Source organism: Prevotella amnii DSM 23384 = JCM 14753, assembly GCF_000378745.1.
Taxonomy (GTDB): Bacteria; Bacteroidota; Bacteroidia; order Bacteroidales; family Bacteroidaceae; genus Prevotella; species Prevotella amnii.
This window is the reverse complement of record NZ_KB905266.1, coordinates 83,710-110,380: the sequence shown is the minus strand read 5'-3', so window position 1 is coordinate 110,380 and position 26,671 is coordinate 83,710. Positions and strand designations below refer to the sequence as shown.

The following is a 26,671-nucleotide window of genomic DNA, read 5'->3' as shown; positions in this document are numbered from 1 at the left end:
ATTTATCATGTTAAGATTGAAGATGCGTCAAATTATAAATCATTTTACAGATGATGACCTGTATAAGTTATCAATGTGTTGTGCTGTTATTGACAACTATCCGCGTGCTCAAGTGCGTTATCAGTTTGTAGACCGTGACGACACAATTTATCCTTTCGGGTTTGCTGAAGAGGTTCGACATCAAATAGAATTATTAGAAAATATAGTTATTAGTGATGAAGAGATAGACTTTATGAAGCGTAAATGTACCTTTTTGCCCGAGTGGTTTTTAACTTATCTAAGAGGTTATCGTTTTGATCATAGCTGGGTAAAGGTATGGCAAACTGAGGAGGGCTATTTACATATTGAGTTTGAAGGTCTTTGGGCAGATACTATATTGTTAGAGGTAAAGGTACTTGCCATCATTTCCGAATTGTATTATATATTTAATGGTCAAGCAGAAGAACTTGATTATAAAGAGTTATATAATAAAACATACCATAAGGCAGAGCGTTTATTAGAAGCGGGCTGTGTTTTTTCTGATTTTGGAACTCGCCGTCGTGCAAGTTTAGTAGCAGAAGATACAGCTGTTAAAGCTCTTAAAGATTGTGCTAATAGTAGGTTATGGGCAGGAAAGTTTGTTGGTACAAGTAATGTTTATTTAGCTATGAAGCATGATATAACCCCTGTTGGAACTATGGCTCATGAATTTATTTGTGCTATAGGAGGTATGTTTGGACCTCAGATGGCTAATCATATTGCAATGGAAGCTTGGAGTCATACTTTTCGTGGTGCCTTAGGAACTTTCCTTTATGATTCTTTTGGATGGGATATATTTTCTTATAATTTTGCGGAAAATTTTGCTCAGATGTTTAAGGGTTTGCGTGTAGATTCTGGTGATAATTATGATCAGTTAGATAAGATCTGTGCAAAGTATAAATCACTTGGCATTGATCCTAAAACAAAACAAGTTGTTTTTTCTAATGCATTAGATACTGATAGCGTTATAGAGTTAAATAGAGTAGCATTCAAGCGAGTTATTCCATCTTTTGGGATAGGGACTCATTTTACAAATGATTTTGCAGGTGTAAAGCCTCGTAATATTGTTATAAAACTTGTTGCAGTAAAAATAACAGAGTCTTGGCCATATTTTAACGATACGTGTAAAATTTCAGAGGATAAAGGAAAACATACAGGGAAGCCAGATGTTATAGAGAGATTTATGAAATTAATACATTTTAAGGAGTAATTATAAGAATATAATGGCTTTTACTAAAGATGTAAAATAATATAAATAAAAGCAATAGCTATTTGTTTTAATAAAATATCTATATATTAATGCGCACGTTAATCATTGATAATTACGATTCTTTTACTTATAATCTTTTTCATCTGTTACAGTTAGCTGCCCCCAAAAATGAAACTTTTGAAGTGCTAAAAAACGATGAAGTTTGCTTTTCTAAATTGCAGAAATATCATCGTATCGTTGCATCTCCAGGACCGGGCTTACCTTGTGAAGCTGGTAGCCTGTTGAAAATATTTACAAAGATAGAGGATAGAGTTCCTTATTTTGGGGTATGTTTAGGGCATCAGGCATTAGCTGAGGCATATGGAGCAAGGTTATGTCAGTTACCCGTCCCTGTTCATGGAGGTACATCACAGGTTGTCATTAATAATAAATCTTCTATTTTTAAGCATTTGAATAGTTATATAATAGTAGCACGTTATCATTCATGGGTTGTGGAAAGGAATAGTTTACCATGTTCGTTTGAAATTATTTCAGAAACTAAAACGGGTATCATCATGGGATTGCAACATCGTAATGCGCCTTTGTATGGTGTTCAATTTCACCCAGAGTCGTTTATGACTTCATGTGGATTACAAATACTTCAAAACTTTTATAATCTATGAAAATAGAGAGACCAGAGATTGTTGTGAAAGAGATGAATCGTTGTGCAGCAAGTAAAATTCCTTTTCTTTTTGCTTTCGACTTTGAGATAGAGAATGCTTTTTTTATAGAAAACCCTCTTGAACAGCAAAAGGTTCTTTTTCGAACACCTTTGGGAGGTAATAGTCTTGTTAAAAATAAACATATAAAAGATTGTCTTATAGCGAAACCAATAAGTTTTAAAACTTATAAAAAACGTTTTGATATTGTTAGTGAAGGTTTATATCGTGGCGACTCGTTTTTAACTAATCTCACAGTGCAAACACCTATTACTTGTAAAACTTCGTTGCTTGAAATATTTGAAACATCAAATGCTCCTTATTGTCTCTTTGTGCCTAAAAAGTTCGTATGTTTTTCTCCTGAGATATTTGTGCGTATAAATGGTAATACAATTTCTACTTTTCCAATGAAGGGAACAATAGATGCTACTGTAAAAAATGCTAAAGAAACTATTCTTAATAATCCTAAAGAGGCAGCAGAACATGTTACTGTAGTAGACCTACTTCGTAATGATTTAGGATTAAATGCCAATGATATAAGAGTGGTAAAATATAGATATATAAATAAAATAGATACTTTTCAACGTTCTATTTTGCAAGTCAGCAGCGAAATAAAAGGTACACTTGAAGATGATTGGCAAACACGATTGGGGGATATTATTTTATCTATGTTACCAGCAGGCTCTGTTTCAGGTGCCCCGAAAGTTGCTACTACTAAGATTATACGAAAAGCAGAACAAGGTCAAAAGCGTGGGTTTTACACAGGTGTTTTTGGATATTATGATGGGAAACGTGTAGATAGTGGTGTGTTAATCAGATATATAGAGGAAATAGAAGGAAAATATTTCTTTCGTAGTGGTGGTGGCATTACCGTGAATAGTAGTTGTATATCAGAATACAATGAAGTAATTGAAAAGATTTATATCCCAAGATAATGGCTTTATTATTTAAAGTGTATACTAATATTATTAATAATATATAAAAGCAATGATAACAGTAGTAGTTCCTATATATAATGTAGAGAAAGTTTTAACTTATTGTCTATCAAGTATTCAGAAACAAACATATACTGATATAGAAGTTATATTGGTAGATGATGGTTCTATGGATAAATCTGGTTTAATATGTGATAAATTTTGTCAGTTGGATAAAAGGTTTCGGGTAATTCACAAGATTAATGAAGGTATTGCAAAAGCGCGTAATATAGGAGTTAAAGAAGCAAATGGAGATTATATTTGTTTTGTAGATAGTGATGACATGTTACACCCACAAATGTTAGAAAAATTGTTTGAAGCTTTACATAATGGAGATTATGACTTCTCTATGTGCAATTATAAGCCGATACAGACCCATACAGAGCCTATACCTGCCTTAGTGGGGGGGGGAGAGATATTTGAGCAGGAAAGCTTAATATATGGGCTATTTGCCCCTTCTGGCATTGAAATGAAATATTTGGCAGTATGGAATAAACTATATAAGAGAGAAAATATATGTGATGTTTTATTTGAAGACGTTGTGTCAGAAGATTTTGATTATAATCTTAAAGTATTTTTGAAAAGCAAAAGAGCAATATGTGTGAATGATATATTATATTATTATTATCAAAATCCAAACTCTATTACTCATAAAGATATTATTGATAATAAATTAATAAAGAGTAGGTTTATTTATTCTATTAATACTTATGCAAATGCAGTAAAAAGAGTTGAAGGACATATAAATTATGAGGCGTGGGCATTATGGAAACTTTATCGACGCATGTTTAGTGTAAGATATTATGCTAAAGATACAAAATTTGAAAATCTTGTAGAAATTATTATTAAGCAGGTTCATAATAAATATTGGAAGAAAGTTAAGAAGAATAATAATTTATCTTTTAAGCAGAAAAGTTTTATATATTTCTTTATGTCCTTTCCACAGCTTTATAAAATATTACTCTTTATACATTAGCAATGATATTATATAATACAATATATAGCATCTTATTATAAAAGAGAACAGGAATAACTAAGATATAGTGGTTATATATTTTGTTATTTTGCAGAATATGTTTGGTTAGTATTTAGTTACTAAAAAAATAGTTACTGACACAACATATGTTTATATTTTTTGTCTTATAGTGTTCTTATATATGTCTATTCATGGTGATATGGTTCACCTTTAAGAATAGTACAAGCCCTGTAAAGTTGTTCGACAAATATAAGGCGTACCATCTGGTGTGAAAAAGTCATTTTAGAAAGAGAAATCTTTTCATTAGCACGTTCGTAAATCTCTTTAGAGAAGCCGTATGAACCACCTATTATAAATATTAAACGTCTGGAAATAGATTGCTTTTGTTTAAGCCATTTAGCATATTCTGTTGAACGAAACTCTGTACCTTTTTCATCAAGTAAAATAATAGTATCTGTTGGTTGTATTTCTTTTAAGATAAGTTCTCCTTCTTTTTTCTTTTGTAGATCTATAGTTAGGTTTTTAGTGTTTTTTAATTCAGGAATAGTTATAATAGAAAAAGGCATATAATGCCCTATCCTATTAGTGTAATCATCTATTCCTGTTTGGAATATTTTGTTAACAGTTTTACCTACAACTATCAAAATAGTTTTCATCGTTTCACATCTTTATTATTCTTTTCATTATATTCTTTAATGCGTTTAGGATTCATAGGGAACCATCCTTTTTTTACACGTTCTTTTTGTTCAAATAGCTCGCCAATACCCCAAAGCAATGATGCACCTGTTACTCCAAGTAAGGCAGACCAAAATATAGAAGATACAAATAAGGCAGCTACACAACATCCTAATCCTCCAATTAACCATAACCACCATGGTTTAGTACCAAAATAATATTCAGTTTTAATTACTATAGGATGCAATAAGCCGATAATAATAAAAGTACAAATTGCAAGGAAAACGCCTTCAAAGTTCATATTATAATAAGTCTTTTATATTGATAAAAAATAATTGCAAAGGTAATAAAATATCTGTCATATCAGATAGACTTATAAATGAATTTCAATAGTATTTTTTGATAAAGGAAAATATGTATGCTTATTTGTATTTGGTTATTTATTTGTATATTTGCAAGTAGAATGATAAATAATTATAAAAGAGTAACAATATGGCAAAAGATTTAAAACTTATTGAGCAATGTGAGGATAAAGCTAAGTCATGGATGTCGCCATCTTTTGATGAAGAGACACGTTTGGCAGTAAAAAACATGATAGAGGCTACAGACAAGAGTTGTTTAATAGATAGCTTCTATAAAGATTTAGAGTTTGGTACAGGTGGTTTACGTGGTATAATGGGAGCAGGTTCTAACCGCATGAACATTTATACAGTGGGAATGGCTACACAGGGCTTTGCTAATTATTTGAAAAGAAATTTTAAAGAAAGAGAACAGATAAGTGTTGTAGTATGTCATGATTGTCGTAATAACTCACGTCTTTTTGCAGAAACGGTAGCTAACATCTTTTCAGCAAATGATATAAAAGTGTTTTTATTTGAAGATTTACGTCCAACCCCAGAATGTTCGTTTGCTATTCGCAATCTTAGAGCACAAGCAGGTGTTAATATCACAGCCAGCCATAACCCTCGCGAATATAATGGATATAAGGCTTATTGGGAAGATGGAGCACAAGTATTAGCTCCACATGATAAGGGTATTATAGAAGAGGTTAATAAAGTAAGAGTAGAAGATGTAAAGTTTGAAGGTAAAAAAGAGCTTATTCAAATAATAGGAGAAGATATAGATAAGCTTTTCTTAGATGCAGTAAAAACAGTAAGCATTGATCCTTCAGTTATAAAGAATCAGCATGACTTAAAAATAGTATATACTCCTTTACATGGTGCAGGACGTGTGATGATTCCGCGTGCTTTACGTTCTTGGGGATTTGATAATATCCATTGTGTAGAGGAACAGATGGTAAAAGACGGGAATTTTCCTACAGTAGACCGTCCTAATCCAGAGATAGCAGAGGCTCTTACGTTAGGCTTACGTGATGCTAAGAAGATAGATGCAGATATTCTTATGGCTTCAGATCCTGATGCTGATCGTGTAGGTATGGCTTGTAAAAATAGTAATGGCGAGTGGGTATTGATTAATGGTAATCAGACTTGTTTGATTTTCTTGTGGTATATTCTAACTAACCGTAAAGCTATGGGGTTATTAAAGCCTACCGATTTTATTGTTAAAACTATTGTTACTACTGAAGTTATCCGTAAAATAGCAGAGAAGCAACATGTAGAAATGCGTGATTGCTATACAGGTTTTAAATGGATTGCACGTGAAGTTGCGCTTTCAGAAGGTAAGCAAGATTATATAGGTGGTGGAGAAGAAAGCTATGGCTTTATGGCTGAGAGCTTTTGCCGTGATAAAGATGCAGTTAGTGCATGTTGTCTTTTGGCTGAAATATGCGCCTATGCTAAAGATCATGGCAAGACTTTATATGATATAGTAATGGATATTTATATGGAGTATGGTTTTAGTTATGAATATACCATTAATGTAGAACGCCCAGGAAAGACAGGTGCAGATGAAATTCAGCAAATGATGCAGAATTTCCGTACCAAGGCACCTAAGGAACTTGGAGGTAGTAAGATAGCAATATGGAAGGATTATCAAACTTTGGAAGCTATAAAAGCCGATGGTACAAAGGAAAAAATTGATATGCCAGAAACAAGTAATGTGCTGCAATGGTTTTGCGAAGATGGTAATAAGGTTAGTGTTCGTCCTTCGGGTACAGAACCTAAGATTAAGTTCTATCTTGAAATAAAAGAAAACATGACTTCTCCTAATGATTATAATAATTGTGTCAGTCATGCAAAAGAAAAGATAGAAGCTATAAAAAAGAGCTTAAATCTCAATTAGAATTGAGGTATGATAACAATAGAATTATAGATGAAATAAAAGGGCATTCGTTTTAAGAGAATGCTCTTTTATTTTATAGTAGATTATGTTTTTCTGTAAAAACATAATAGTAAAATATAAAGATTGTTATTATTCTATGATTTGAATAATATTGTTGTGTAGAATAACTTGTTTGATATAAAATATTTTTTACCTTTGTAGTAGGATAATACAAATCATTATAATAATAAAAAGTAGATAGTTATGAATATAAGTAAAACTATGCAAGAGGCATTTAGCCAGCAGATTATATCTGAATTGTGGTCTTCTAATCTTTATTTGCAAATGGCTTTTTGGTTTCAAAAGGAAGGCTGGAAAGGCTTTGCAAATTATATGTTTAAGCATTCTGAAGAAGAAAGAGAACATGCTACAGATATGGCTAATTATGTTTTTGATCGTGGAGGCGAAGTAGTGTTAGGTGCAATTGATGCTGTTACTACTTCATGGAAAGATGAAAAATCTGTTTTTGAAAATGTTTATCAGCATGAGCAGCATGTAACCGAATTGATTTATAACTTAGCAGAAGTAGCTGAAAAAGAGAATGATCGTGCTTCTCAAAATTTTATAGCTAAGTATGTTGATGAGCAGGTAGAAGAAGAGAAGAATGTGCGTGATATATTAAAAGATTGGGAACATCAGGAAAATCATGATGTAGCACATATGGATAAAAAGTTTATTTAATCTGACTTAAAATTAATAATAATCTGATTATTATAAAGTGGAACTCACTACTCTGAGAAAGGGTAGTGAGTTTTTTCATATTACATTGTTTTTATATAAATATTTCGAGTAAAAAGGGATTCTAATTAGCTGCTGTATTATTGTTGTTTTTAATGTGTAAGATAAAACAGTAAGGATTTATTTTCAGCTTAACAGAAGAGTAATTATAAATGAATTTAAAATTAGATGTGGTGCTTTTTAATTGCCGTTAATTGTTAAATTGTAAGTGTTAAAATCGAATAAAGATTAGTTGTGTTATGTGTTTATTACGTTTTTTGCCTTTATATTTGCATAATCATTAATAGAAGATGATTAAAGAATAAGAAATAAAAAGAGAAAAATCAAATAAATAAATTAAATTATAGATGAAAAATCTTTCAAAATTATTAGTAGGAGCATCTTGCTTTTCTGCTCTTGCTTTATCAACAGGGGCTTTTATTAAAGTCTGCGCAGCTCCAACTACTGTTGCAGCCTATGGTCAGCCAGTAGATTTAACTTATGCGTCTGAAAAAGCGTTACCTGCAGTTGTGCATATTAAATATGTTCAGAATTCAAAGACGAAGACAGTAGAAGTTGAAGAGGATCCATTTGGAGGTTTTTTTGATCCTTTTGGTTTCTTCGATCAGCGTCAGGGGGATGGTAATAGGCGTCGTCAGCAGATACAAACTCCTAAGAAGGAAGCTACAGGAAGTGGTGTTATTATATCTTCAGATGGATATATAGTAACAAATAATCATGTAGTAGAAGGTGCAGATGAGCTAACTGTTACGTTGAATGACAACCGTGAGTTTAGTGCAAAAATAGTAGGTACTGATAAGCAAACAGACTTGGCTTTGCTTAAGGTTAATGCAAAAAACTTGCCTGTATTGCCTATAGGTGATTCAGAAAAGTTGAAAGTAGGTGAATGGGTAATAGCAGTAGGTAATCCTTATAATTTAAGTTCTACGGTAACAGCAGGTATAGTAAGTGCTAAGGCTCGTGGTTTAGGAGCTACTCAAGGAGGTATAGAAAGCTTTATACAAACAGATGCTGCTATTAATCCAGGCAATTCTGGTGGTGCTCTTGTTAACACAAAAGGTGAACTTGTAGGTATTAATGCAATGCTTTATTCTAGGACAGGGTCGTATAGTGGTTATGGTTTTGCTATTCCTACGTCTATAATGATAAAGGTAGTAGATGATATAAAGAAATATGGCAGTGTACAACGTGTAATGCTTGGTATTCAAGGGGGTGATGTGCTTGATTATATAAATGCTCAAAAAGATGATGGGAAAACAGTAGATCTTGGTACAAATGAGGGTGTTTATGTAGATAAAATTACAAATGATGATGGTAATGGTGCAGCGGCAGGGCTGCAGAAGGGTGATGTTATTACTCAGTTTGATGGAACGAAAGTTACTAAAATGTCAGAACTTCAGCAAGCTCTTAATGCAAAACGTCCTGGCGATAAAGTTTATATTACTTATATGCGTAATAAGAAGGTTATTAAAAAGCTTATAACTTTAAAAAATGCTCAAGGTACAACAAAACTTTTAGAGCAGGCAGATATAGATGTTTTAGGTGGACAGTTCCGTCCAGTTAGCAAATCAATGAAACAGCAGTTAGGCATTAATTATGGCTTAGAAGTAATAAAGGTAAATAATGGTGCATTGAAAAAAGCAGGTATTCCTCGTGATTATATTATACAAAATGTAAATGATACTCCTGTTAAGACTATAGACGACTTGCAAAGTATTGTAAAGAAAGCTTCCACAAGTAAATATCCTGTGCTTTATATTCAAGGTATTTATCCAACAGGTAAGAAGGGTTATTTTGCAGTTCCTTTATCAGAATAAGAAAGTAATTGTTATAAAATAATTAATGTAAGATTCCCTACCAAATTGGTGTTTTTTCCCAATTGGTAGGGATCTTTCTTTTATAAGTAGTTTTATGTTATAAGGTTAAACTAAAGTTTTATTTGTTTCATCATCTTTTTACTTATAGCATTCTTATTAAGGAATATATATATGGTATTGTCTGCAATAAAGTTGCGAGACATATACCAAGTACCATTATATTTGTTATTAGTACCCCATGAATTTTTCACCATATAAAAATCTTTACCTTTTTGATCTTTAGCCTTGCCATAAATAACCATAACATGATCGTAGGTCATGCGCCAGTTGTCAAAGCGTTTTTGGCGGCGTTCTTGTGTAACAGACACTTCTGGTGTGTTAATACCTATCTTTGCTATCTTATTGCCTCGCTCTGTCTTTGATAATTGTAACCATCTTGCAGCATCAGAACCTATTATAGATGATATCTTGTCGTTATCTACATCTAATGCAAGCCCATTGCGTGTAAAGCCATCTTCACTAACATCACCTCCCCAAGCTATTGTATAGCCAGCATCAATAGCATCGTCAATAATCTTCATCATATCATTTAATGGGATATTATAGCTTTGTTTCATTCTCCATTTATATGGCGCTTCTATTACAAAAGAGCTATAGAATGGATGATGAGTAAAACTTGTTATACTAATATAATTGTTCCAGTCTATTCCTAATGATGAAGCAAATGTTTTTGGTGTATATTGTTTACCTTTATAAGTGAACGTTTGAGGACATTTACCAATATAAGAATCTATAATACCTTGCACGCTGTTCTGCCATGCTGGGCTTAACTCTTCATGATTTCCTTGTGCTATAGTAGTCATATACTTCTCAAGTCCTGGAAAAAATTCGGTAAAATTAGCAAGGCTATCTCCAACCAAAGATCCAGGTTTTGGCATGACATTTTCAGGCACTATCCCATAAGTTTTAATCATTTCCAAAGCATCGTCAGCACTGCCTCCTTCTGAAAATCTACTATAACCATGCATACGGGTGTGAAATATAGCTTCGTCAAGATAGTTTTTATTAGCTACAAACATTTCACTAAGGTCATAAGTTTTACCTGTAGATTTAAGTATCTCACTTTCAAAAAATCCTAATGTAGCATAACACCAGCAGGTACCACTTTTATATTGATTTTTTACAGGAGTAATAGCGTTAGCTTTTATAGTAGTAAAATGGAAATCAGAAGCATTGCTATTTTCTTTATTTTGCGCATATACAGATATGCTTATAGCTGTAAATGCTAATGCTAAATATTGCTTTTTCATATAGTGTAATTAATTTTAATTTAAAGCAAAGTTACATAAAAAAAGGTTAAGGTAAATAGTGAATAAGTTTTTTTTGAAAAATATTTAAAATCAATCAATGAGAATAATTAGACAATAAAGGTGAAAACGTCTTTGAAGTTTTTAAAATATAAATACCTTATATATAAGGTATATAAAAGTTAATATATATGGGATAGATGCTTAATAAAGGTATTATGTTCTTTGATATTTGCAAATAAATTACTAACTTTGTGTTCTTCAAAATAATTTACATAAAAAAATTGATAAGATATGATGATTCCGAGAAAACACGAAATGTCCATAATTGAAAATAATAAACATAAATCAGCTCATAGCATAGCTCATGCTGTGCTTACAAATAGCGTGTTATTTATGTTTTGGAGTATGGTTATTATTGCTATATATATGTTGCTTTGTAGTTGTAGCCATAATATAGATAATGTTGAATCTGAACAGCAGCAAGGGGTTCATATAGTATATCTTAATGTTAAGGTAGATGGTGCTATAGTTAAAAATGATAATAAGGAAAGTACGAGGGCTTTTGCGTACGACTTTAATAATAAGCAAGCATTACCTTTGTTACGCCTCAAAGCAGATGATGTAGAAGAAGGGCTTTGCTTAATAAGAAATGAAAATCCTAAAATACCATTAAGATGTATAAAGGTGGTGTGGAAAGGAGGTGAAAATGGGGTAAGATGTGATAATTTCACCGCAGATATAAAATGTCCTAATAATGAGAAAATAGGTAAGTGGGAGGCTTGTTTCCTTCTTGGTTCAGGTAAGTATGACGAGAAGAGTCATAGTGTAATATTTAGCGGAGAACATTTTGCACGACCTATAACTATTAGGAAAGAGCAACGATGGGATATGCCTTATCTATCTAAGTGGTTACCACTTTCTACGGAAGATGGCGTAAATATGAGCACCCCACGAGTAAATTTTCTCCCACAAGGATCTTTTATTCGTATGAAGATAGCTAATACTACGGAGAAAGATATTAATATAGCTGCACTTCGTATGAAGCCAACAGACAATTCGATGCAGGCTGCCCCCTTTGTATGGGAAGCAAAATGGCAAGTAGACGAACAAAAGGATTCGCCTATAGTAGTTCCTGTTCTGCTAAAAAATGGAGAGGATTTAATATGTAAGCTCGATAAGCCAATTACTCTAAAGCCTAAAGAAATGTCTAAAGTATATGGCTTTTGGGTAATGCCAGTAGGTAAGAATGTAAGTTTTTCTAACGACCTTTATATAGTGCCTCAAACAGAGGCTATTGCTAAACGGTCAGAATGGTGGTTATATCATACACCTTTAGATGGAATGAGCAATTCTCAAGGACAAGAGGCTGGTAAAAGTTATACTTTTAAGCCCAAGCTACGTTCTATAGTGCCTACCAAACTAAATAATTGGATGCAGGATATGGAGGACGACCGGCTAATATGCAAGATGTCCATACCCGGAACACACGATACCGGAGCATGGTCTTCAGGTATTTGGTGGGTAAAGACACAAGACAAAGATATCAAAGGGCAGCTAGAAAATGGCATACGCTTCTTCGATATACGCTTGGTGCTTGATGGTGATGTGCTGAAGCTGTGCCACTCCAGTGTAGTGTTCGACCGCACGTTTCATAAAGATGTATTGCGTGCTACTGCCGATTTTTTACGAGATCACCCTTCTGAAACGGTTATCATGACTATAAAGCGTGACTGTAAAAAATATGATGATGGTGGTAATAGGTATCGTACAGCAGTAGGCAATATCTTAAATGCAGATCCTTATATTAAGCAATATATAGCAGGAGCTTTTAGTCCGGATCTAACTATGGGCGATATTCGTGGTAAGATGCTTATAGTGAGCCGTGAGGGTTGGTATTCTACAAACTCTGGCTGGATAACAAGTTGGCCTGATAACAGACAGTTTTCTACTACGCTTGCTTCTACTAATTATTCCACTACCACGCTGCATGTGGAGGATACATATAAATGCCGTGCAGGTGATAAGGTAAACCTCGTTCGCCAGAATTTGATTAAAGCTAGTGAAGCGTATGGAGGAATGGCTCCCGAATGGTTTATTACATTCTGCTCGTACACGGGTCCAAACGGCATAGGTACTCCGAATGTTGTTACAGGATATGTAGACCCTTATGTAAAAGATATTCTTAATAAAGACCAGCAATTGCGTACTACAGGCATTCTACTATTCAATTTTGAAGGTTGGTATGGACTAACTAAAGAGGTTATTAAATTTAACAAGAAATTCCCACCGAAACTTATACAACGTTATGAAGATGAATAGAAAACATAGCGTTACAGGGTTATTTTGGTATAAATTAAAGTCCAATACAAAAATATTGGTAGTAAGCATTCTCACCCCATTGAGAAATCACTATTTCATCTGATACATCACGCAAATGTTTTAAGATTAAAAGTCCACACACATCAAGCGAATAGGGGAGCGGGGCGACAGTTAGTGCTGCAATACAATGGAGAAAAAGCATTTTCAAAACGCTCCCAACAATCTTATTACTAAGTTGGAAAGGGGGGTGAAGACTGAGTATGTCCTCTAAAGAAGAGAACAAAGAGAGCTGTTTGGATGTACGTTTAAGCATAAATATCTGCAAGATTTATAATGTAAAGGTCAAAAAAAAATGAAAATATAAGCAAATAATTTGAGTATAATATATTGTAAATCTGAGGAATATTAGGTTTATAAGGAATGACTATTTAGATCAATTTTATGAGTTTAATATATTATTTTTAGTTTTCAGAAAACTTATATATATAGTAAAATCTTGTAAAAGAAGATCTAATAAGTTGTTTGTTTTAAGTATCTACATTGACTTATATATGATTTTTATAAATCAAAATAACTATATTTGGTTAAAATATAAAAAAACAAGCAACTTTATTAACTTTTGATTATTAATTTATCTTAGGTTTGTTTATATTTGCATTATTAACATATTTAAGTATTATTCTTATTATATGTTGTAATAAAGATGAGAAAAGATAGTATTATGAGTAAGAAAACAATTTGGGCAGTTGCAATCATTATGGGATTATCATTTCTTGGTTTGCTTTTTATTCAGTTTAACTATATAGAAGAAATGGTTAGCATGAAGAAAGAACAATTTGCAGAATCGGTAAGTCGTGCTTTATATCAGGCATCTCGTAATATGGAACTTAATGAAACTTTGCGTTATCTTGAAAGTGATATAAATAAGCATGAGAAAAAAGATAGTAATGAAAATAAAATGGTATCAGTTGTTTCTCCAAAGACTCATCAGATTCCACCTTCTGATATTCAGGGCGAGCCATATTCTTCTTTCGAGAGCAAACTATTGAGAACAAAACCAACGCTTACGCCAAAAGCTTTAATCTTACGAAATGACAGCAATTCTATTTCAGCAACTAAACGTGATATACAGGGTATTGTAAGAAATAGGTATGTATATAAAAAAGCTATGCTTGATGAGGTTATTTATAATATATTGTATTCTGCTTCAGACAAGCCATTAAAAGAAAGAGTAAATTTTAAATTATTAGATCAAGATTTAAAAGCGGAGTTAATGAATAATGGAATAGATATTCCTTATCATTTTTCTGTAAGTACCCAAGATGGAAGAGAGGTATATCGTTGTCCGGATTATGTATCAGAAGGTGAGCAAAACTCGTATTCACAAATTTTGTTTCGAAATGATCCAGTCAATAGGATGGGAATTATAAAGATACACTTTCCTGATATGAATAGTTATATTTTCTCAAGTGTACAGTTTATGATACCTTCTATTATTTTTATATTTGTTTTATTGGTTACATTTATTTATACTATAGTTATTATATTTCGTCAAAAGAAATATAGTGAAATAAAGAACGATTTTATTAATAATATGACCCATGAGCTTAAAACTCCTATTGCAAGTATTTCATTAGCAGCACAGATGTTAACAGATAAATCTCTTAACAAAACGCCAAAAATGCTTGATCATCTTAGTAGTGTAGTAGCTGATGAGTCAAAGCGGCTTCGTTTTCTTGTAGAAAAAGTTTTACAAATGAGCTTATATGATAGTAAGCGAGCTGTGCTTAAGAAGACTTATACTGATATGAATGAAATGGTAGAGAATATAGCTAATTCTTTTTCATTACGTGTAGAGCATACTGGAGGTAAAGTATATACAGACGTAGAAGCTGTTGACTCAACAATGTATGTTGACGAAACACATTTTCAAAATGTAATTTTTAATTTAATGGATAATGCTGTTAAGTATGCTAAATCAGGAGAGCCATTAAATATATATATGAAAACATGGAATACTAATGAGCATTTATATCTTTCTATTCGTGATACAGGTATGGGTATAAAAAAAGAGAATTTAAAAAAGATTTTTGATAAGTTTTATCGTGTACATACAGGTAATCGACATGATGTTAAGGGGTTTGGCTTAGGCTTAGCTTATGTTAAGAGAATGATAGATTTGCATGAAGGTGATATAAAAGTAATTAGTGATTATGGTAAAGGTACTAAGTTTGTTATAAAGTTACCTGTTATTCATGATCAAGAAGATGAAAATAAAAGATAAATATATTTTAGTAAAACGAAATAATAACATTTAAAGTTTAAGCGATATGGATGAGAAATTAAAAATTTTATTGTGTGAAGATGATGAGAATTTAGGTACTCTTCTTAGTGAGTATTTACAAGCTAAAGGGTATGAGGCAGAACTTTGTCCTGATGGGGAAGCTGGTTTTAAGGCTTTTCTAAAGAGTAAGTTTGATATTTGTGTGTTAGATGTTATGATGCCTAAGATGGATGGTTTTGCTTTAGCTACAGAAATTCGTCAGGTTAATGCAGAAATACCTATTATATTTTTAACAGCTAAGCAGCTTAAAGAGGATATATTAGAAGGTTTTAAGATAGGTGCAGATGATTATATTACAAAGCCTTTCTCTATGGAGGAACTAGTTTTTCGTATAGAAGCAATACTTCGTAGAGTCAGAGGTAAAAAAGTAAAGGAGCAAACTTTATATACTCTTGGTAGGTTTGTTTTTGATACTCAGAAGCAATTACTTACTCTTGATAACGACCCTGTAAAAATAACAAAGTTAACAACGAAAGAAAATGAACTTTTAGCATTGCTATGCGCTCATGCTAATGAGATATTACAACGTGATTATGCTTTAAAAACAATATGGATAGACGACAATTATTTTAATGCAAGGTCTATGGATGTTTATATTACTAAGCTTCGTAAGCATTTAAAACCAGATCCTAATATTGAAATAATTAATATTCATGGTAAGGGGTATAAATTAATCATTCCAGGTCAGGAATAAGAAAATATGAAAAGGGGTTGTGTCAAAATTGACACAACCTCTTTTTTATGCAAAAAGATTTCATCTTTTTAGATGTATATTTTAAAAGGAGTAAGCTGGGAAAAGTTTATCAAAAATGTGCATCTTCAGATTATAGCTTCTGAATTATCCCAAATATAGAGCATAGGACTTTATAAGCTCTAATAAATTAACACGTAATAGGATTATAATCCGAGAAAATATACTTCAGAGAAGTTATGTTATTTTAAATGGTTAATATATTGAATGATATCTCAAATAGATATTTCTATATATGAACGTTACGTACTGTATTGTATAAGAGGTTATTATATATGAAAGTAGGAGACAAGCATCTATAATTAGTATGTTTATCTCCTACTTGATTAAAATTAATAAAAGTTTTACCGTGCAGTAATATTTTTTATATTATAGAATTAATTTTGTTTTCTATTTCAGAAATACTATATGTAGGCTCGAAACGTTCAACAACATTACCTTCACGATCTACTAAAAATTTGGTGAAATTCCATTTTATATCTGTTTCGTTGCGAGGCACTTTATTAGCTTTGTTATAAAGATCTTCCATAATAGCTGCTAATTTATCTTCATATTTGCCAAGCCCATGAGGTTTTTCTTTCTTTAACCATGTGAAGAGAGGAAGCTCGTTTTCACCATTAACATCAGATATTTTAAATTGAGGGAAATCGGTGCCAAATTTTGTAGTACAAAAGTTTGTTACATCTTCATCAGTACCTGGAGTTTGATGTCCAAATTGGTTACAAGGAATATCCAATATTTCAAATCCTTTCTCTTTTAGTTTTTTGTAAAGAGCTTCTAATTCTTCATATTGTGGAGTAAAACCACAACCTGTAGCAGTATTAATTATAAGAAGTACTTTACCTTTATACTCAGAAAGACATACTTCTTTGTTTTTTTTGTCAGGAAGACTAAAATTGTAAACTGTTTCCATTTTCGTATTATTTTTTTGTTATTGAAATATTATTGTATTTTTTACAAAGGTATATATTTTTCTTACTATCGTAAGCGATATAAAAGAAACTTAACTATATTTTTGTTTTTATTAGTATGCTTAAGGACTAAATGCAATGCAGTTATATAGCAAATGAAAGTTATAATATTAATAGGTCTTTAAAAAACTTTTATAGAAGAAACAAAGGACAATTAAAACAAATTCTTATTTATCTTTTTGATTAACTTGGTGTATAGAGAAAAGTTCAGAATAAAACTTTTTCTCAAGATTATCAAATAATTATGTTTGGAGAATATTCATATATTGTCGATTTGCAATATATTATAAAATAAGAAAATATTATAGGAATACGTAAATTAAAAATGGGTTATTTTGTTTATTATCAACAAGTAAAATAGTTTTCAAGAACGATTATTAAATTATTTCATATAAAAAACTACACCTTTTTTTAGTTTTTCGTTTTTTATTGTTATTTTTGCAGGTATATATACAATTATGTATCAATGGAACATATCAGAAATTTTTGCATTATAGCTCATATCGATCATGGTAAATCAACTTTGGCTGATAGATTATTAGAGCATACAAATACTATTCAAATAACTCAAGGTCAAATGCTCGATAATATGGACTTGGAGAAAGAGCGTGGTATTACTATTAAAAGTCATGCCATACAAATGGAATATAAAAAGAATGGTAATAAGTATGTTCTTAACCTTATAGACACTCCAGGTCATGTTGATTTTTCCTATGAAGTATCTCGAAGTATTGCTGCTTGTGAAGGTGCGTTGCTTGTTGTTGATGCAACGCAGGGTGTGCAAGCACAAACAATATCAAATCTTTATATGGCAATAGAACATAACTTGGAAATTATTCCTGTTATAAATAAAATAGATATGCCTAATGCTATGCCAGAAGAGGTTGAAGACGAGATTGTTGACCTTATTGGTTGCGAACCTGCAGATATTATTTTGGCAAGTGGTAAGACAGGCGAGGGGGTAGATGCTATCCTTGATGCAATTGTAGAGAAAGTACCAGCTCCTAAAGGTGATTTAAAATCTCCATTGCAAGCATTAATATTCGATTCTATTTTTAATTCATTTAGAGGTATAATTACACTATGTAAAGTAGAAAACGGTGTGATAAAAAAAGGTGATAAGGTGAAATTTGTACAGACAGGAATGGAATATATTGCTGACGAGGTGGGCGTTTTAAAAATGGATATGAAACCAACAAAGGAGCTATCTACAGGCGAAGTAGGGTATATTATATCTGGTATTAAGAATGCTACTGAGGTAAAGGTCGGTGATACTATTACCAATGTAGATAATCCTTGTGAGAAGGCTATAGACGGTTTTCAAGAGGTTAAGCCTATGGTCTTTGCAGGTGTTTACCCCATTGATCCTAATGATTATGAAAATTTGCGTTCATCATTAGAAAAGCTTCAGCTTAATGATGCTTCACTTACGTTTATGCCAGAGAGCTCACAAGCCTTAGGTTTTGGTTTTCGTTGTGGCTTTTTAGGATTATTGCACATGGAAATAGTACAGGAACGATTAGATAGAGAGTTTAATATGGATGTAATAACTACCGTTCCCAATGTTAGCTACATGGTATACGATAAGCAAGGTAATAAAAAAGAAGTACATAACCCGTCAGGGTTGCCAGAACAGACCATGATAGAACATATAGAAGAACCTTATATAAAGGCTTCTATTATTACTATTTCCGATTTTATTGGTCCTATTATGACATTATGTCTTGATAAACGAGGCGAGCTAATAAGTCAAAATTATGTTAGTGGCAATAGGTTAGAATTAATTTTTATGTTACCTTTAGGTGAAATAGTTATTGATTTTTATGACAAACTAAAAAGTATATCTAAAGGCTATGCTTCTTTCGATTATCATATTGATTCTTTTCGTCCATCAAAGTTGGCTAAACTTGATATTTTACTTAATGGTGAGCCCGTCGATGCTCTCTCTACATTAACGCATGAATCAAATGCAGTAGCCTTTGGGCGTCGTATCTGTGAAAAACTAAAGGAGCTTATCCCACGACAACAGTTTGATATAGCTATTCAGGCTGCTATTGGTGCCAAAATTATAGCACGTGAAACAGTTAAGCAGGTGCGAAAAGATGTTACAGCAAAATGTTATGGAGGAGATGTTAGTCGTAAGAGAAAATTATTAGAAAAGCAAAAAAAGGGTAAGAAACGTATGAAGCAGGTAGGTAATGTACAAGTTCCACAAAAAGCCTTCCTTGCTGTATTGAAACTTGATTAAGAATAAAATATAACTTTATGGGGAGGTTTTTGTATGCGTATAGATGATATAAGCGAAACTAGAAACATTGCAAGAGAATTAGCAAGAAAGTATAGTACAATGACTCATGAAGAGTTAAATGTGCTTGAGAATATTCTTGAGCCCATGCGTTTTGCAAAGGGGCAAATGATACTTAAAGAGGGTGAGGTATGTAAAAACATTTATTACATAGAACAAGGGTTGATACGCCAGTTCTATTTTAAAAAAGGTAAACAAATAACAGAACACTTGGGTGAAGATCATACCATCTTTATGTGTATAGAGAGTCTTTTTAAAGAAGAACCTACCTCTTTGCAAGTAGAGGCTTTAGAGCCAACTATTATATATGCTATTCCTAAATTTAGATTAGAACAAGTGGCGCTTCATAATGTAAATATTCAAATACTTTATAGAAAAATTTTGGAAGAAAGCCTAATAACTTCTCAGATACATGCCGATCTTGTGCGCTTTGAGACTGCGCAAGATAGATATAAAAGATTTTGCAAGTTGTGTCCACAGGTTATATTACGTGCACCTTTAGTATATATAGCAAGTTATCTTCAAATGACGCCAGAAACTTTAAGTAGAGTGAGATCATCGACCCTTTTAGAATAAAAAAATAATAGTTAGCATAGTGATTTAATAAGGATAGAACTAATAATAAATAAAAGAAAAAGAGGTATGGTTAAGCTATAATACCTCTTTCATATAAAAGTTTGTCTTTTATTATTGATGTCTTGTAAAATCCTTGTTATCTAATTCGGTCTTCTTGCTTTATAATAAAACATGGAAGAGCTTCCTTTCTTATTATACAAAAAAGTATTTGAAATCAAAAAACAAAACCAATAAGCTTTTAAACATTTCCTATATATCTTTAGCAATAGTTTCTGCCTTTGCTCGAGCTATCTTGCCATTTTTTGTAAGAGGTATATGCGCTAAATGAGCAATATGTTTAGGCTGCCAAAACTTTGGTAAATATTGTTTACATATATTTCTAATTTCATCTAAATCATTGTTTTCTGTAAGCATAACAACTATCTCTCCGAATATCTTATCTTTCTTTTTTGTAATTACAAAAGGAGCTGATAAATATGGTCTGAGAATGGTTTCCACTTCTTCTATTTGTATTTTTATTCCACCAGAATTGATAATATTATCCTTACGACCTAAAATGCGAAAAAGAGTTTTACCCTGTTTTGTTTGTTTTAACTCCACTCTGTCATTTGTTTTAAGTATGTTATCGCATACTAAAGGAGCGTTAATAATTAGACTATTGTCTGAATCTACAGATAACTTTACACTATCAAAAGGTTCATACCATTCACTTGCAGCAGCACCACTAAGTGGTCGTAGGGCAATATGAGATAAAGTTTCTGTCATGCCGTATGTACTCCATACTGCATTAGGGAACGATTTTAAAATAGTCTCCATGTTTACATCTATAGCCCCACCGCCTATGATAAGATTCTTTATAGCCATTAGCCGTTTACGTTCAGAAGGAACTTTGAGAGAGTTGGCTACTTGTAAAGGTATCATTGCCGCAAAAGTTATTTCACCAGAATAGCCTGATTCTCTAAGAGAGTTGTTAGAAAGAGGATGTCCATTAGGTTCTACATAGATAAGTTTCAATCCACGTTCTATGCTACGTACTACCATCATTTTACCTGCAATAAAATCAAGAGGTAGACATAGAAGGGCTGTGTCGTCTTTCTTTAAGTTAAGAAAATCGCAAGTTATTTTAGCAGAGTTTAGCATATTCTGTTTTTTTACAAGCATATTTTTAGGGGTACCTGTAGAGCCACTGGTATGCACAAGTAGCGTACTTTTATCATTATGCCACTCTAATAAAAAATCGTGTAAGGTCATTATTATAAATATTTATGTAAAATATTAACCACAGAAAAACAGTTTATCTCCTCTTATTTCTAAAGGTAAAGGTATGTTATCTATAAAGAGATGTCCTGTACCTAACCCTTGTGGAGTAACAAGTTCAGAGCCATAAATACTTGCTGTAAATTGTGCAATAGCATTTAGTCCTATGTTACTTTCTAAAGCAGATGTTATCCATGAGTCAATGTTGCGTTCTTTTGCCATGTTTATCCATTCTCGAGAGCCTTGCAAGCCACCATGTAGACTAGGTTTTAATATAATATATTGAGGTCTTATGGTATCTAATAATATTTTTTTCTTATCTATATAGTTTATTCCTATCAACTCTTCGTCGAGAGCTATAGGTAATGGACTATTCTTACAAATGAAAGCCATTTCTTGCCATTGATTTTGTTTGATAGGTTGCTCTATGGAATGAATGTCATATTTAGCTAATGCTTCTAAACGTGAAAGAGCCTCATTAGGTGAAAAAGCACCATTAGCATCTACACGCAGCTCTATTTGTTCTTTTGTAAAAGATGCTCGAATATGTTTTATAAGCTCTAACTCTTTAGTAAAATCAATAGATCCTATTTTTAATTTTATGCAATGAAAACCTGATTTTAGTTTTTCTTCTAAACGCTGAAACATTTCATCAAAAGTCCCCATCCATATTAGTCCGTTAATGGTTATCCCTTTCTCACCTTTACCAAAGGGAGTATTAAAAAGGTCTAAACTTCCTTTTCTATCTAATTGTTTCATTGCTGTTTCAAGTCCAAATAGCATAGAGGGATAAGGTCTTAGTGCTGTATAATTTATTTTCCCTGTATGTTCTATATCGTTACAGAAATGTTTTAAGATATGTTCATAATCATAATCAGGCATGGCATCGCATGATAAATCTGGAAGTGTAGCACACTCACCAATACCTTTTATATGAGGTTTATCTGTATCATGTATAGTTACATACCAACTTTTACGTGTAAGATATACTCCCCTTGAAGTAGTAGCAGGAACTTTGAAATGAAAAATCTTTTTAGTAATATTTATTTTATACATAGCCTTTTTATATAAAAGACATTTTCATAAACTATGGAAACTGTGGATATTTATCAAAGTCTGGCTTACGTTTTTCAAGAAAAGCTTGCCCACCTTCATGTGCCTCTTCCATATTATAATATAACATAGTGGCATCACCTGCAAGCTCTTGTATACCTGCCTGACCATCTAATTCTGCGTTTAATCCTGCTTTTATCATACGAAGAGCAAGTGGAGAATGTTCCATCATGCGTTCAGCCCATGCTACACATTCATCTTCTAAATGATCGAAAGCAACCACTTTGTTAATTAATCCCATTCGTTCAGCCTCTATAGCATTATATTGGCGACACATAAACCATATTTCACGCGCTTTTTTCTGTCCTACAATACGAGCCAGATAAGAAGCTCCAAATCCAGCATCGAAAGAGCCTACACGAGGACCTGTCTGTCCAAAAATAGCATTATCAGAAGCAATAGATAAATCGCACATTATATGCAAAACATGTCCTCCACCAATAGCATAACCATTAACCATGGCTATTACAGGTTTAGTTAAACGACGTATTTGCATTTGTACATCAAGAACATTTAGACGTGGTACACCATCAGTTCCAATATATCCACCTTGACCTTTAACGTGCATATCGCCACCAGAGCAAAATGCCTTATCGCCAGCACCTGTAAGAATAACTACACGAATATCAAGAGATTCGCGACAATAGCTAAAAGCTTGAGACATCTCCCATACTGTCTTGGGAGTAAAGGCATTGCGATAGCGAGGACGATTAATAGTTATCTTTGCAATATGATTAAATTCCTCAAAGAGTATATCCTCAAAACTAAACCCTTCAATGGGTTTCCATTCTCTTTCTTGCATATTCTTCTATTTTAATTATTATTCTATATTTCAATTTTATTCTTGTATTTTTTATAATATACATTGAAAATATTCATTCATTACTTGTGCATCATTATTGGGATTAGTAAAAACTTCCAACAGAACAGCCCCTTCCGTATTTGTTACAAAACGCTGCATTTGCTCACGCAGCTCCTCCTCATTATGCGCACTAAGGTATTGTAAGCCATAGGAATGGCAGATACCTTCAGCCGATGTGTGATGACTTGCTGCTATATATTCTTCACAATAAGGTGATTTTTTAGGGTCTTTCATTTGGTAAAATATACCGCCACCACCGTTATTGAGTAATAACACTTTTAGAAGACGCTTAGAACATATATTCCAAAGGGCATTATTGTCATAGAAAAAACTTAGATCGCCTATTACACAATATACTTGCTCAGCCTCTGAATCCTTAAGCGAGTACCCTACAGCGACCGACAAACTCCCCTCTATACCATTCACCCCACGATTGACATGGATATATTCTTGCGAATAGATATTGCCTAAACGCACGGCAGAACTATTGGCATAAAACAGGCTATGCTTACCTTTATATGTATAAAGATATGTATGAAAAAGCTTTACTGCTAACATCTGAGAATAGGCTGGGAGGTAGCTTTCAGCTTGTTCTGCCACCGCTTTTCTCACTGTTAACCACTGTTGATAATAATTATTTACCTTATGCTGTTTGCTATGTGCTGCCAATAAGTGTACAAATAAAGCTGGATAAGCTTGTATCACCCATGAAAGATTCATAAAAACATCACGTACCTCACCGTGTTCATCAATAAGAACAGAGGTTATTCCTCGTGCCTTTCGTAGGTATTGCTTAAGTCGTTTGCTAACAATTGTGCCACCTATATAAACAATGAAATCGGGTAAAAAGGTAGTATCATTATCTATTCGTGTCAAGACTGCATCAAGATGTTGTGCATACGGATTGCCACCTGACGACAGATTGTCCTGCAAGAGAACATAATGCTCATGGATTTTAGCAATATCAGCCGACAAAGCTTCGGCAACATCAGCATCTAACTGCCCTATAACAATCAAAGGCTTACTTGCCCGAGATAGTTCGTTAGCTAATAATTCCAGCTTATCAGTATCGCTAACAGCTGTTCCTAAAAATATATAACGCTCTTTAGGCAGCTGTGTTATATTATATTCGTAAAGAGGTTCAGATAGCGGTACATTGATGTGTACTGGTCCGCCGCCGTATGATACGGTAGCATTCAGTGCCTCATTTACTAATCTATTGCAATACCATAGTTCTTCTTCTGTGCGTGGCTCGGAGATGTTAATATGCTTGCGAACATTTGGTTTGAGAGCATTTGCCTGCTTAAGTGTTTGCCCATCACTCTGTCCTATCCACTGTTGTGGTCTATCGGCAGAGATAATAATGATAGGAATGTTACGATAATAAGCCTCAGCTACGGCTGGTGATAGATTGAGAAGTGCCGATCCTGAAGTAACGCATACCACAACAGGGGCATTAATAGCTTCAGAAATGCCTATTGCTATAAAGCCAGCAGAACGCTCATCGGTAACAGGATAACAGGTTATTTCGTTTGTCTCCAATAAATTATGTACAATAGGAGAATTGCGCGAACCAGGACAAACTACAGCAGTATGAATGCCGTGCGATAACAATAACGACGTAAGGATATTTACATTTTTTTTACTACTATACATGTCTTTTATTTATGTCTGTTGCAAAAGTTGAAGCATTGTCTGAAGCTTTGCTTCCGTTTCCTGCCATTCACTTTCTTTTTTACTTTCTGATAAAAGTCCACCCCCAGCATAAAGTCTACAACAATTGTCCATTATTTGCATACATCGAAGTGAAACATAAAGATGAGTTTCATTGTTTATATTTAGTGGACCTATAAAACCGCTATAATAACTCCTATCTATTCCCTCATTTGATAAAATAAAATCTTTAGCTGCTTCTTTAGGTATACCACATACAGCCGGAGTAGGATGAAGGGTTGAAAGTAAATTTCCTATATTGTTTTCATTAGTAAGTGTAAATTGAAAATCAGTTCGTAAGTGAGCGAGGTTAGAAGCAAAAGTAGTAAAAGGCTCGCTAACATTAATGGAATTGCTATATTGCTGTAGACAATTTAAAATATATTTAACCACATAGTTGTGCTCTTCTTTATTCTTGTTAGACCATTTTATGTTACATTTATCTTTATGCATAGTACCAGCTAAAGCCATAGTATGCCAAATGTTACCATTTATTTTATCTAATAATATTTCAGGAGTAGCCATAAGCCATATACCTGATTGTGGTGTAGATACTAATATTATGTGCTGCTGCGGATATTGCTTGCAGGCTTCTAAAAAAATGCTTTCAAGGTTAATATGTGATATTTTTATATCTACATATCGAGCTAAAACTAATTTATCAAACAAGTTGTTTTGCAATGCATTATAGAATGTATTAAAAGCTTTAGTGTAAGATATATCTATATCTTTATTTTCAAAATCTTTTAATAATATTTTTTCTCCAGAAGGGGGCAACGTGATCTTTTTGGATACAGCATCTTCAAAAAGCAAAATAGGATATTTTTTACTTGCTATAAAAGGAGCAAAGATAAAGCCCTTCTTTCCATTAAGACTATTAAGATTGTAAAATTCCGAAGGTGGAGATGCTTGGTAATAACATGTACAACTATCGGAGAAAGGTAAGCGACTAAGCGCAAATGATCCTTTCTGTATTTTTTCTGTTAAAAGAAAATTATAAAATGATGGCATTACTAATTGCTATTTAAATAACTACATTTTACTTATAGCTTTGGGTTTGGCATTAAGTAGTTAGTTACTTGTATTGTAGAAATAAGCTCACCGTTCTGATTTTTTATATCAACATGCCAAACATGTAAAGTTTTACCCTTATGAATGAGTTTGCCATAAGCAGTAACTACATCGCCTATATATGCAGGCTTTACATGAGTCCCATTTACATTTATCCCCACAGCAATATAACCAGGGCATACTGCCATAGAGCCAACACCAGTTAAGTTTTCTGCCATTGATAGTGATGCGCCGCCTGCTAAGACTCCAAAGGGTTGTTTGTTTTTATCGCAAACAAGCATTTTTGCTTGTAAAGTATCAGGGTCAGGAGTGTTAATAAATTCTATTCCAAGAGAACGTGTTAACCCATCATCTTTTTTAAACTTATCCCAAAAGTATGAAATATCCATTATATCCTTTCTATTATAACTATTAAAGATAAGCAATAAGAGTAATACATATACCCTTATAACCTACTTTAGACAAGTATAATCTATTATATACAAAGTTAGTAATAAATTTTGGAAAATACTATTTAGGCAATAAAAAAAGTTTATAAAAAAGCCCCCTTATCACCACAAATTGGTTTTATAGAAATAAATAAAAACCACTTTACTTTTTTTGTAGCTAATATATTTTTATTGATCAGGACAGCAATAAAAACATATAAACTTCTTATATCCAGTAAAAAATAATAATTTTTAGGTGTAGAAA

Annotated in this window: 22 protein-coding genes and 1 pseudogene; 12 read left to right on the top strand and 11 right to left on the bottom strand. The window is 32.7% G+C overall.

The features are described 5' to 3' along the window. Window positions 1-22: 22 nt before the first annotated feature. The 4 genes from pncB (at window position 23) to F596_RS10730 (ending at window position 3,876) form a co-directional block, all read left to right on the top strand. Window positions 23-1,228, top strand: coding sequence for a nicotinate phosphoribosyltransferase (gene pncB, locus F596_RS0101225; protein ID WP_024992619.1), 1,206 nt, complete (start codon window positions 23-25; stop codon window positions 1,226-1,228). An 89-nt stretch (window positions 1,229-1,317) separates the two neighbouring features. Then, a complete protein-coding gene (locus F596_RS0101220) occupies window positions 1,318-1,890 on the top strand; it encodes an anthranilate synthase component II (RefSeq protein ID WP_019035552.1) in 573 nt (190 codons plus the stop codon). Then, the gene (locus F596_RS0101215) at window positions 1,887-2,861 is read left to right on the top strand and encodes an aminodeoxychorismate synthase component I (RefSeq protein ID WP_019035551.1); all 975 of its coding nucleotides are present in this window, start codon (window positions 1,887-1,889) and stop codon (window positions 2,859-2,861) included. Before F596_RS0101220 ends, F596_RS0101215 begins: the two co-directional genes overlap by 4 nt. A gap of 52 nt (window positions 2,862-2,913) precedes the next feature. Then, window positions 2,914-3,876: a glycosyltransferase family 2 protein gene (locus tag F596_RS10730; protein ID WP_019035550.1), complete on the top strand. Its 963-nt coding sequence runs from the start codon at window positions 2,914-2,916 to the stop codon at window positions 3,874-3,876. Window positions 3,877-4,061: 185 nt separating this feature from the next. On the opposite strand, the gene rlmH is transcribed toward F596_RS10730, so the two are convergent. Together rlmH and F596_RS0101200 are read right to left on the bottom strand one after the other, a co-directional pair. Further along, window positions 4,062-4,532: a 23S rRNA (pseudouridine(1915)-N(3))-methyltransferase RlmH gene (rlmH, locus tag F596_RS0101205; protein ID WP_019035549.1), complete on the bottom strand. Its 471-nt coding sequence runs from the start codon at window positions 4,530-4,532 to the stop codon at window positions 4,062-4,064. Then, on the bottom strand, window positions 4,529-4,852 hold the full coding sequence (locus tag F596_RS0101200) for a DUF4491 family protein (protein WP_008449820.1): 324 nt from the start codon (window positions 4,850-4,852) through the stop codon (window positions 4,529-4,531). The genes rlmH and F596_RS0101200 overlap by 4 nt, the downstream gene beginning before the upstream one ends. A gap of 191 nt (window positions 4,853-5,043) precedes the next feature. Between F596_RS0101200 and F596_RS0101195 the strand changes: the two genes are divergently transcribed. From F596_RS0101195 to F596_RS0101185, 3 genes are all read left to right on the top strand, one after another. Continuing rightward, a complete protein-coding gene (locus F596_RS0101195) occupies window positions 5,044-6,792 on the top strand; it encodes a phospho-sugar mutase (protein WP_019035548.1) in 1,749 nt (582 codons plus the stop codon). Window positions 6,793-7,035: 243 nt separating this feature from the next. Continuing rightward, window positions 7,036-7,512 carry a ferritin gene (locus F596_RS0101190; RefSeq protein WP_008449814.1) on the top strand — a complete coding sequence of 159 codons (477 nt, stop codon included), beginning with the start codon at window positions 7,036-7,038 and terminating at the stop codon, window positions 7,510-7,512. Window positions 7,513-7,916: 404 nt separating this feature from the next. Further along, the gene (locus F596_RS0101185) at window positions 7,917-9,386 is read left to right on the top strand and encodes a trypsin-like peptidase domain-containing protein (protein ID WP_019035547.1); all 1,470 of its coding nucleotides are present in this window, start codon (window positions 7,917-7,919) and stop codon (window positions 9,384-9,386) included. 110 nt (window positions 9,387-9,496) lie between these two features. Here the strand turns inward: F596_RS0101185 and F596_RS0101180 are convergent, their stop codons facing one another. After that, window positions 9,497-10,696: a C1 family peptidase gene (locus tag F596_RS0101180; protein ID WP_008449816.1), complete on the bottom strand. Its 1,200-nt coding sequence runs from the start codon at window positions 10,694-10,696 to the stop codon at window positions 9,497-9,499. A 315-nt stretch (window positions 10,697-11,011) separates the two neighbouring features. On the opposite strand from F596_RS0101180, the gene F596_RS0101175 reads away from it, so the two are divergent. Beyond that, a complete protein-coding gene (locus F596_RS0101175; RefSeq protein WP_024992620.1) occupies window positions 11,012-13,015 on the top strand; it encodes a phosphatidylinositol-specific phospholipase C in 2,004 nt (667 codons plus the stop codon). Window positions 13,016-13,052: 37 nt separating this feature from the next. On the opposite strand, the pseudogene F596_RS10725 reads toward F596_RS0101175, so the two are convergent. Further along, window positions 13,053-13,328: pseudogene (locus F596_RS10725) on the bottom strand (transposase); the annotation flags it as partial. A gap of 408 nt (window positions 13,329-13,736) precedes the next feature. Between F596_RS10725 and F596_RS0101165 the strand changes: the two are divergent. Both F596_RS0101165 and rprY read left to right on the top strand, forming a co-directional pair. Further along, window positions 13,737-15,299, top strand: coding sequence for a sensor histidine kinase (locus tag F596_RS0101165; RefSeq protein WP_024992621.1), 1,563 nt, complete (start codon window positions 13,737-13,739; stop codon window positions 15,297-15,299). Between the two features lie 46 nt (window positions 15,300-15,345). Next, complete coding sequence (rprY, locus tag F596_RS0101160; protein WP_008448673.1) at window positions 15,346-16,053, top strand: response regulator transcription factor RprY; 708 nt, start codon at window positions 15,346-15,348, stop codon at window positions 16,051-16,053. Between the two features lie 421 nt (window positions 16,054-16,474). Here the strand turns inward: rprY and F596_RS0101155 are convergent, their stop codons facing one another. Beyond that, window positions 16,475-17,023 (bottom strand): glutathione peroxidase, encoded by a 549-nt coding sequence (locus tag F596_RS0101155; protein WP_019035544.1) that lies wholly within the window; start codon window positions 17,021-17,023, stop codon window positions 16,475-16,477. A 524-nt stretch (window positions 17,024-17,547) separates the two neighbouring features. Between F596_RS0101155 and lepA the strand changes: the two genes are divergently transcribed. Further along, entirely contained in the window at window positions 17,548-19,329 is a 1,782-nt protein-coding gene (gene lepA, locus F596_RS0101150; protein WP_008448838.1) for a translation elongation factor 4, read from the top strand. Window positions 19,330-19,362: 33 nt separating this feature from the next. Then, window positions 19,363-19,962, top strand: coding sequence for a Crp/Fnr family transcriptional regulator (locus F596_RS0101145; RefSeq protein WP_019035543.1), 600 nt, complete (start codon window positions 19,363-19,365; stop codon window positions 19,960-19,962). Between the two features lie 249 nt (window positions 19,963-20,211). On the opposite strand, the gene F596_RS0101140 is transcribed toward F596_RS0101145, so the two are convergent. The 6 genes from F596_RS0101140 to F596_RS0101115 are packed head-to-tail and all read right to left on the bottom strand — an operon-like array spanning window position 20,212 to window position 26,367. Continuing rightward, window positions 20,212-21,213 (bottom strand): AMP-binding protein, encoded by a 1,002-nt coding sequence (locus F596_RS0101140; protein WP_019035542.1) that lies wholly within the window; start codon window positions 21,211-21,213, stop codon window positions 20,212-20,214. 24 nt (window positions 21,214-21,237) lie between these two features. Next, window positions 21,238-22,275 (bottom strand): o-succinylbenzoate synthase, encoded by a 1,038-nt coding sequence (locus F596_RS0101135; protein ID WP_019035541.1) that lies wholly within the window; start codon window positions 22,273-22,275, stop codon window positions 21,238-21,240. Between the two features lie 31 nt (window positions 22,276-22,306). Continuing rightward, window positions 22,307-23,134 (bottom strand): 1,4-dihydroxy-2-naphthoyl-CoA synthase, encoded by an 828-nt coding sequence (gene menB / locus F596_RS0101130; RefSeq protein WP_008448685.1) that lies wholly within the window; start codon window positions 23,132-23,134, stop codon window positions 22,307-22,309. A gap of 51 nt (window positions 23,135-23,185) precedes the next feature. Beyond that, the gene (gene menD / locus F596_RS0101125) at window positions 23,186-24,850 is read right to left on the bottom strand and encodes a 2-succinyl-5-enolpyruvyl-6-hydroxy-3-cyclohexene-1-carboxylic-acid synthase (RefSeq protein ID WP_008448857.1); all 1,665 of its coding nucleotides are present in this window, start codon (window positions 24,848-24,850) and stop codon (window positions 23,186-23,188) included. 9 nt (window positions 24,851-24,859) lie between these two features. Beyond that, the gene (locus F596_RS0101120) at window positions 24,860-25,918 is read right to left on the bottom strand and encodes an isochorismate synthase (RefSeq protein ID WP_019035540.1); all 1,059 of its coding nucleotides are present in this window, start codon (window positions 25,916-25,918) and stop codon (window positions 24,860-24,862) included. Window positions 25,919-25,950: 32 nt separating this feature from the next. Further along, window positions 25,951-26,367: a PaaI family thioesterase gene (locus tag F596_RS0101115; RefSeq protein WP_019035539.1), complete on the bottom strand. Its 417-nt coding sequence runs from the start codon at window positions 26,365-26,367 to the stop codon at window positions 25,951-25,953. Window positions 26,368-26,671 lie beyond the last annotated feature (304 nt).

Coding starts and splice junctions, on each gene's coding strand:
- pncB (WP_024992619.1), top strand. CDS start 23: ATGCGTCAAATTATAAATCATTTTACAGATGATGACCTGTATAAGTTA.
- F596_RS0101220 (WP_019035552.1), top strand. CDS start 1,318: ATGCGCACGTTAATCATTGATAATTACGATTCTTTTACTTATAATCTT.
- F596_RS0101215 (WP_019035551.1), top strand. CDS start 1,887: ATGAAAATAGAGAGACCAGAGATTGTTGTGAAAGAGATGAATCGTTGT.
- F596_RS10730 (WP_019035550.1), top strand. CDS start 2,914: ATGATAACAGTAGTAGTTCCTATATATAATGTAGAGAAAGTTTTAACT.
- rlmH (WP_019035549.1), bottom strand. CDS start 4,532: ATGAAAACTATTTTGATAGTTGTAGGTAAAACTGTTAACAAAATATTC.
- F596_RS0101200 (WP_008449820.1), bottom strand. CDS start 4,852: ATGAACTTTGAAGGCGTTTTCCTTGCAATTTGTACTTTTATTATTATC.
- F596_RS0101195 (WP_019035548.1), top strand. CDS start 5,044: ATGGCAAAAGATTTAAAACTTATTGAGCAATGTGAGGATAAAGCTAAG.
- F596_RS0101190 (WP_008449814.1), top strand. CDS start 7,036: ATGAATATAAGTAAAACTATGCAAGAGGCATTTAGCCAGCAGATTATA.
- F596_RS0101185 (WP_019035547.1), top strand. CDS start 7,917: ATGAAAAATCTTTCAAAATTATTAGTAGGAGCATCTTGCTTTTCTGCT.
- F596_RS0101180 (WP_008449816.1), bottom strand. CDS start 10,696: ATGAAAAAGCAATATTTAGCATTAGCATTTACAGCTATAAGCATATCT.
- F596_RS0101175 (WP_024992620.1), top strand. CDS start 11,012: ATGTCCATAATTGAAAATAATAAACATAAATCAGCTCATAGCATAGCT.
- F596_RS0101165 (WP_024992621.1), top strand. CDS start 13,737: ATGAGTAAGAAAACAATTTGGGCAGTTGCAATCATTATGGGATTATCA.
- rprY (WP_008448673.1), top strand. CDS start 15,346: ATGGATGAGAAATTAAAAATTTTATTGTGTGAAGATGATGAGAATTTA.
- F596_RS0101155 (WP_019035544.1), bottom strand. CDS start 17,023: ATGGAAACAGTTTACAATTTTAGTCTTCCTGACAAAAAAAACAAAGAA.
- lepA (WP_008448838.1), top strand. CDS start 17,548: ATGGAACATATCAGAAATTTTTGCATTATAGCTCATATCGATCATGGT.
- F596_RS0101145 (WP_019035543.1), top strand. CDS start 19,363: ATGCGTATAGATGATATAAGCGAAACTAGAAACATTGCAAGAGAATTA.
- F596_RS0101140 (WP_019035542.1), bottom strand. CDS start 21,213: ATGACCTTACACGATTTTTTATTAGAGTGGCATAATGATAAAAGTACG.
- F596_RS0101135 (WP_019035541.1), bottom strand. CDS start 22,275: ATGTATAAAATAAATATTACTAAAAAGATTTTTCATTTCAAAGTTCCT.
- menB (WP_008448685.1), bottom strand. CDS start 23,134: ATGCAAGAAAGAGAATGGAAACCCATTGAAGGGTTTAGTTTTGAGGAT.
- menD (WP_008448857.1), bottom strand. CDS start 24,850: ATGTATAGTAGTAAAAAAAATGTAAATATCCTTACGTCGTTATTGTTA.
- F596_RS0101120 (WP_019035540.1), bottom strand. CDS start 25,918: ATGCCATCATTTTATAATTTTCTTTTAACAGAAAAAATACAGAAAGGA.
- F596_RS0101115 (WP_019035539.1), bottom strand. CDS start 26,367: ATGGATATTTCATACTTTTGGGATAAGTTTAAAAAAGATGATGGGTTA.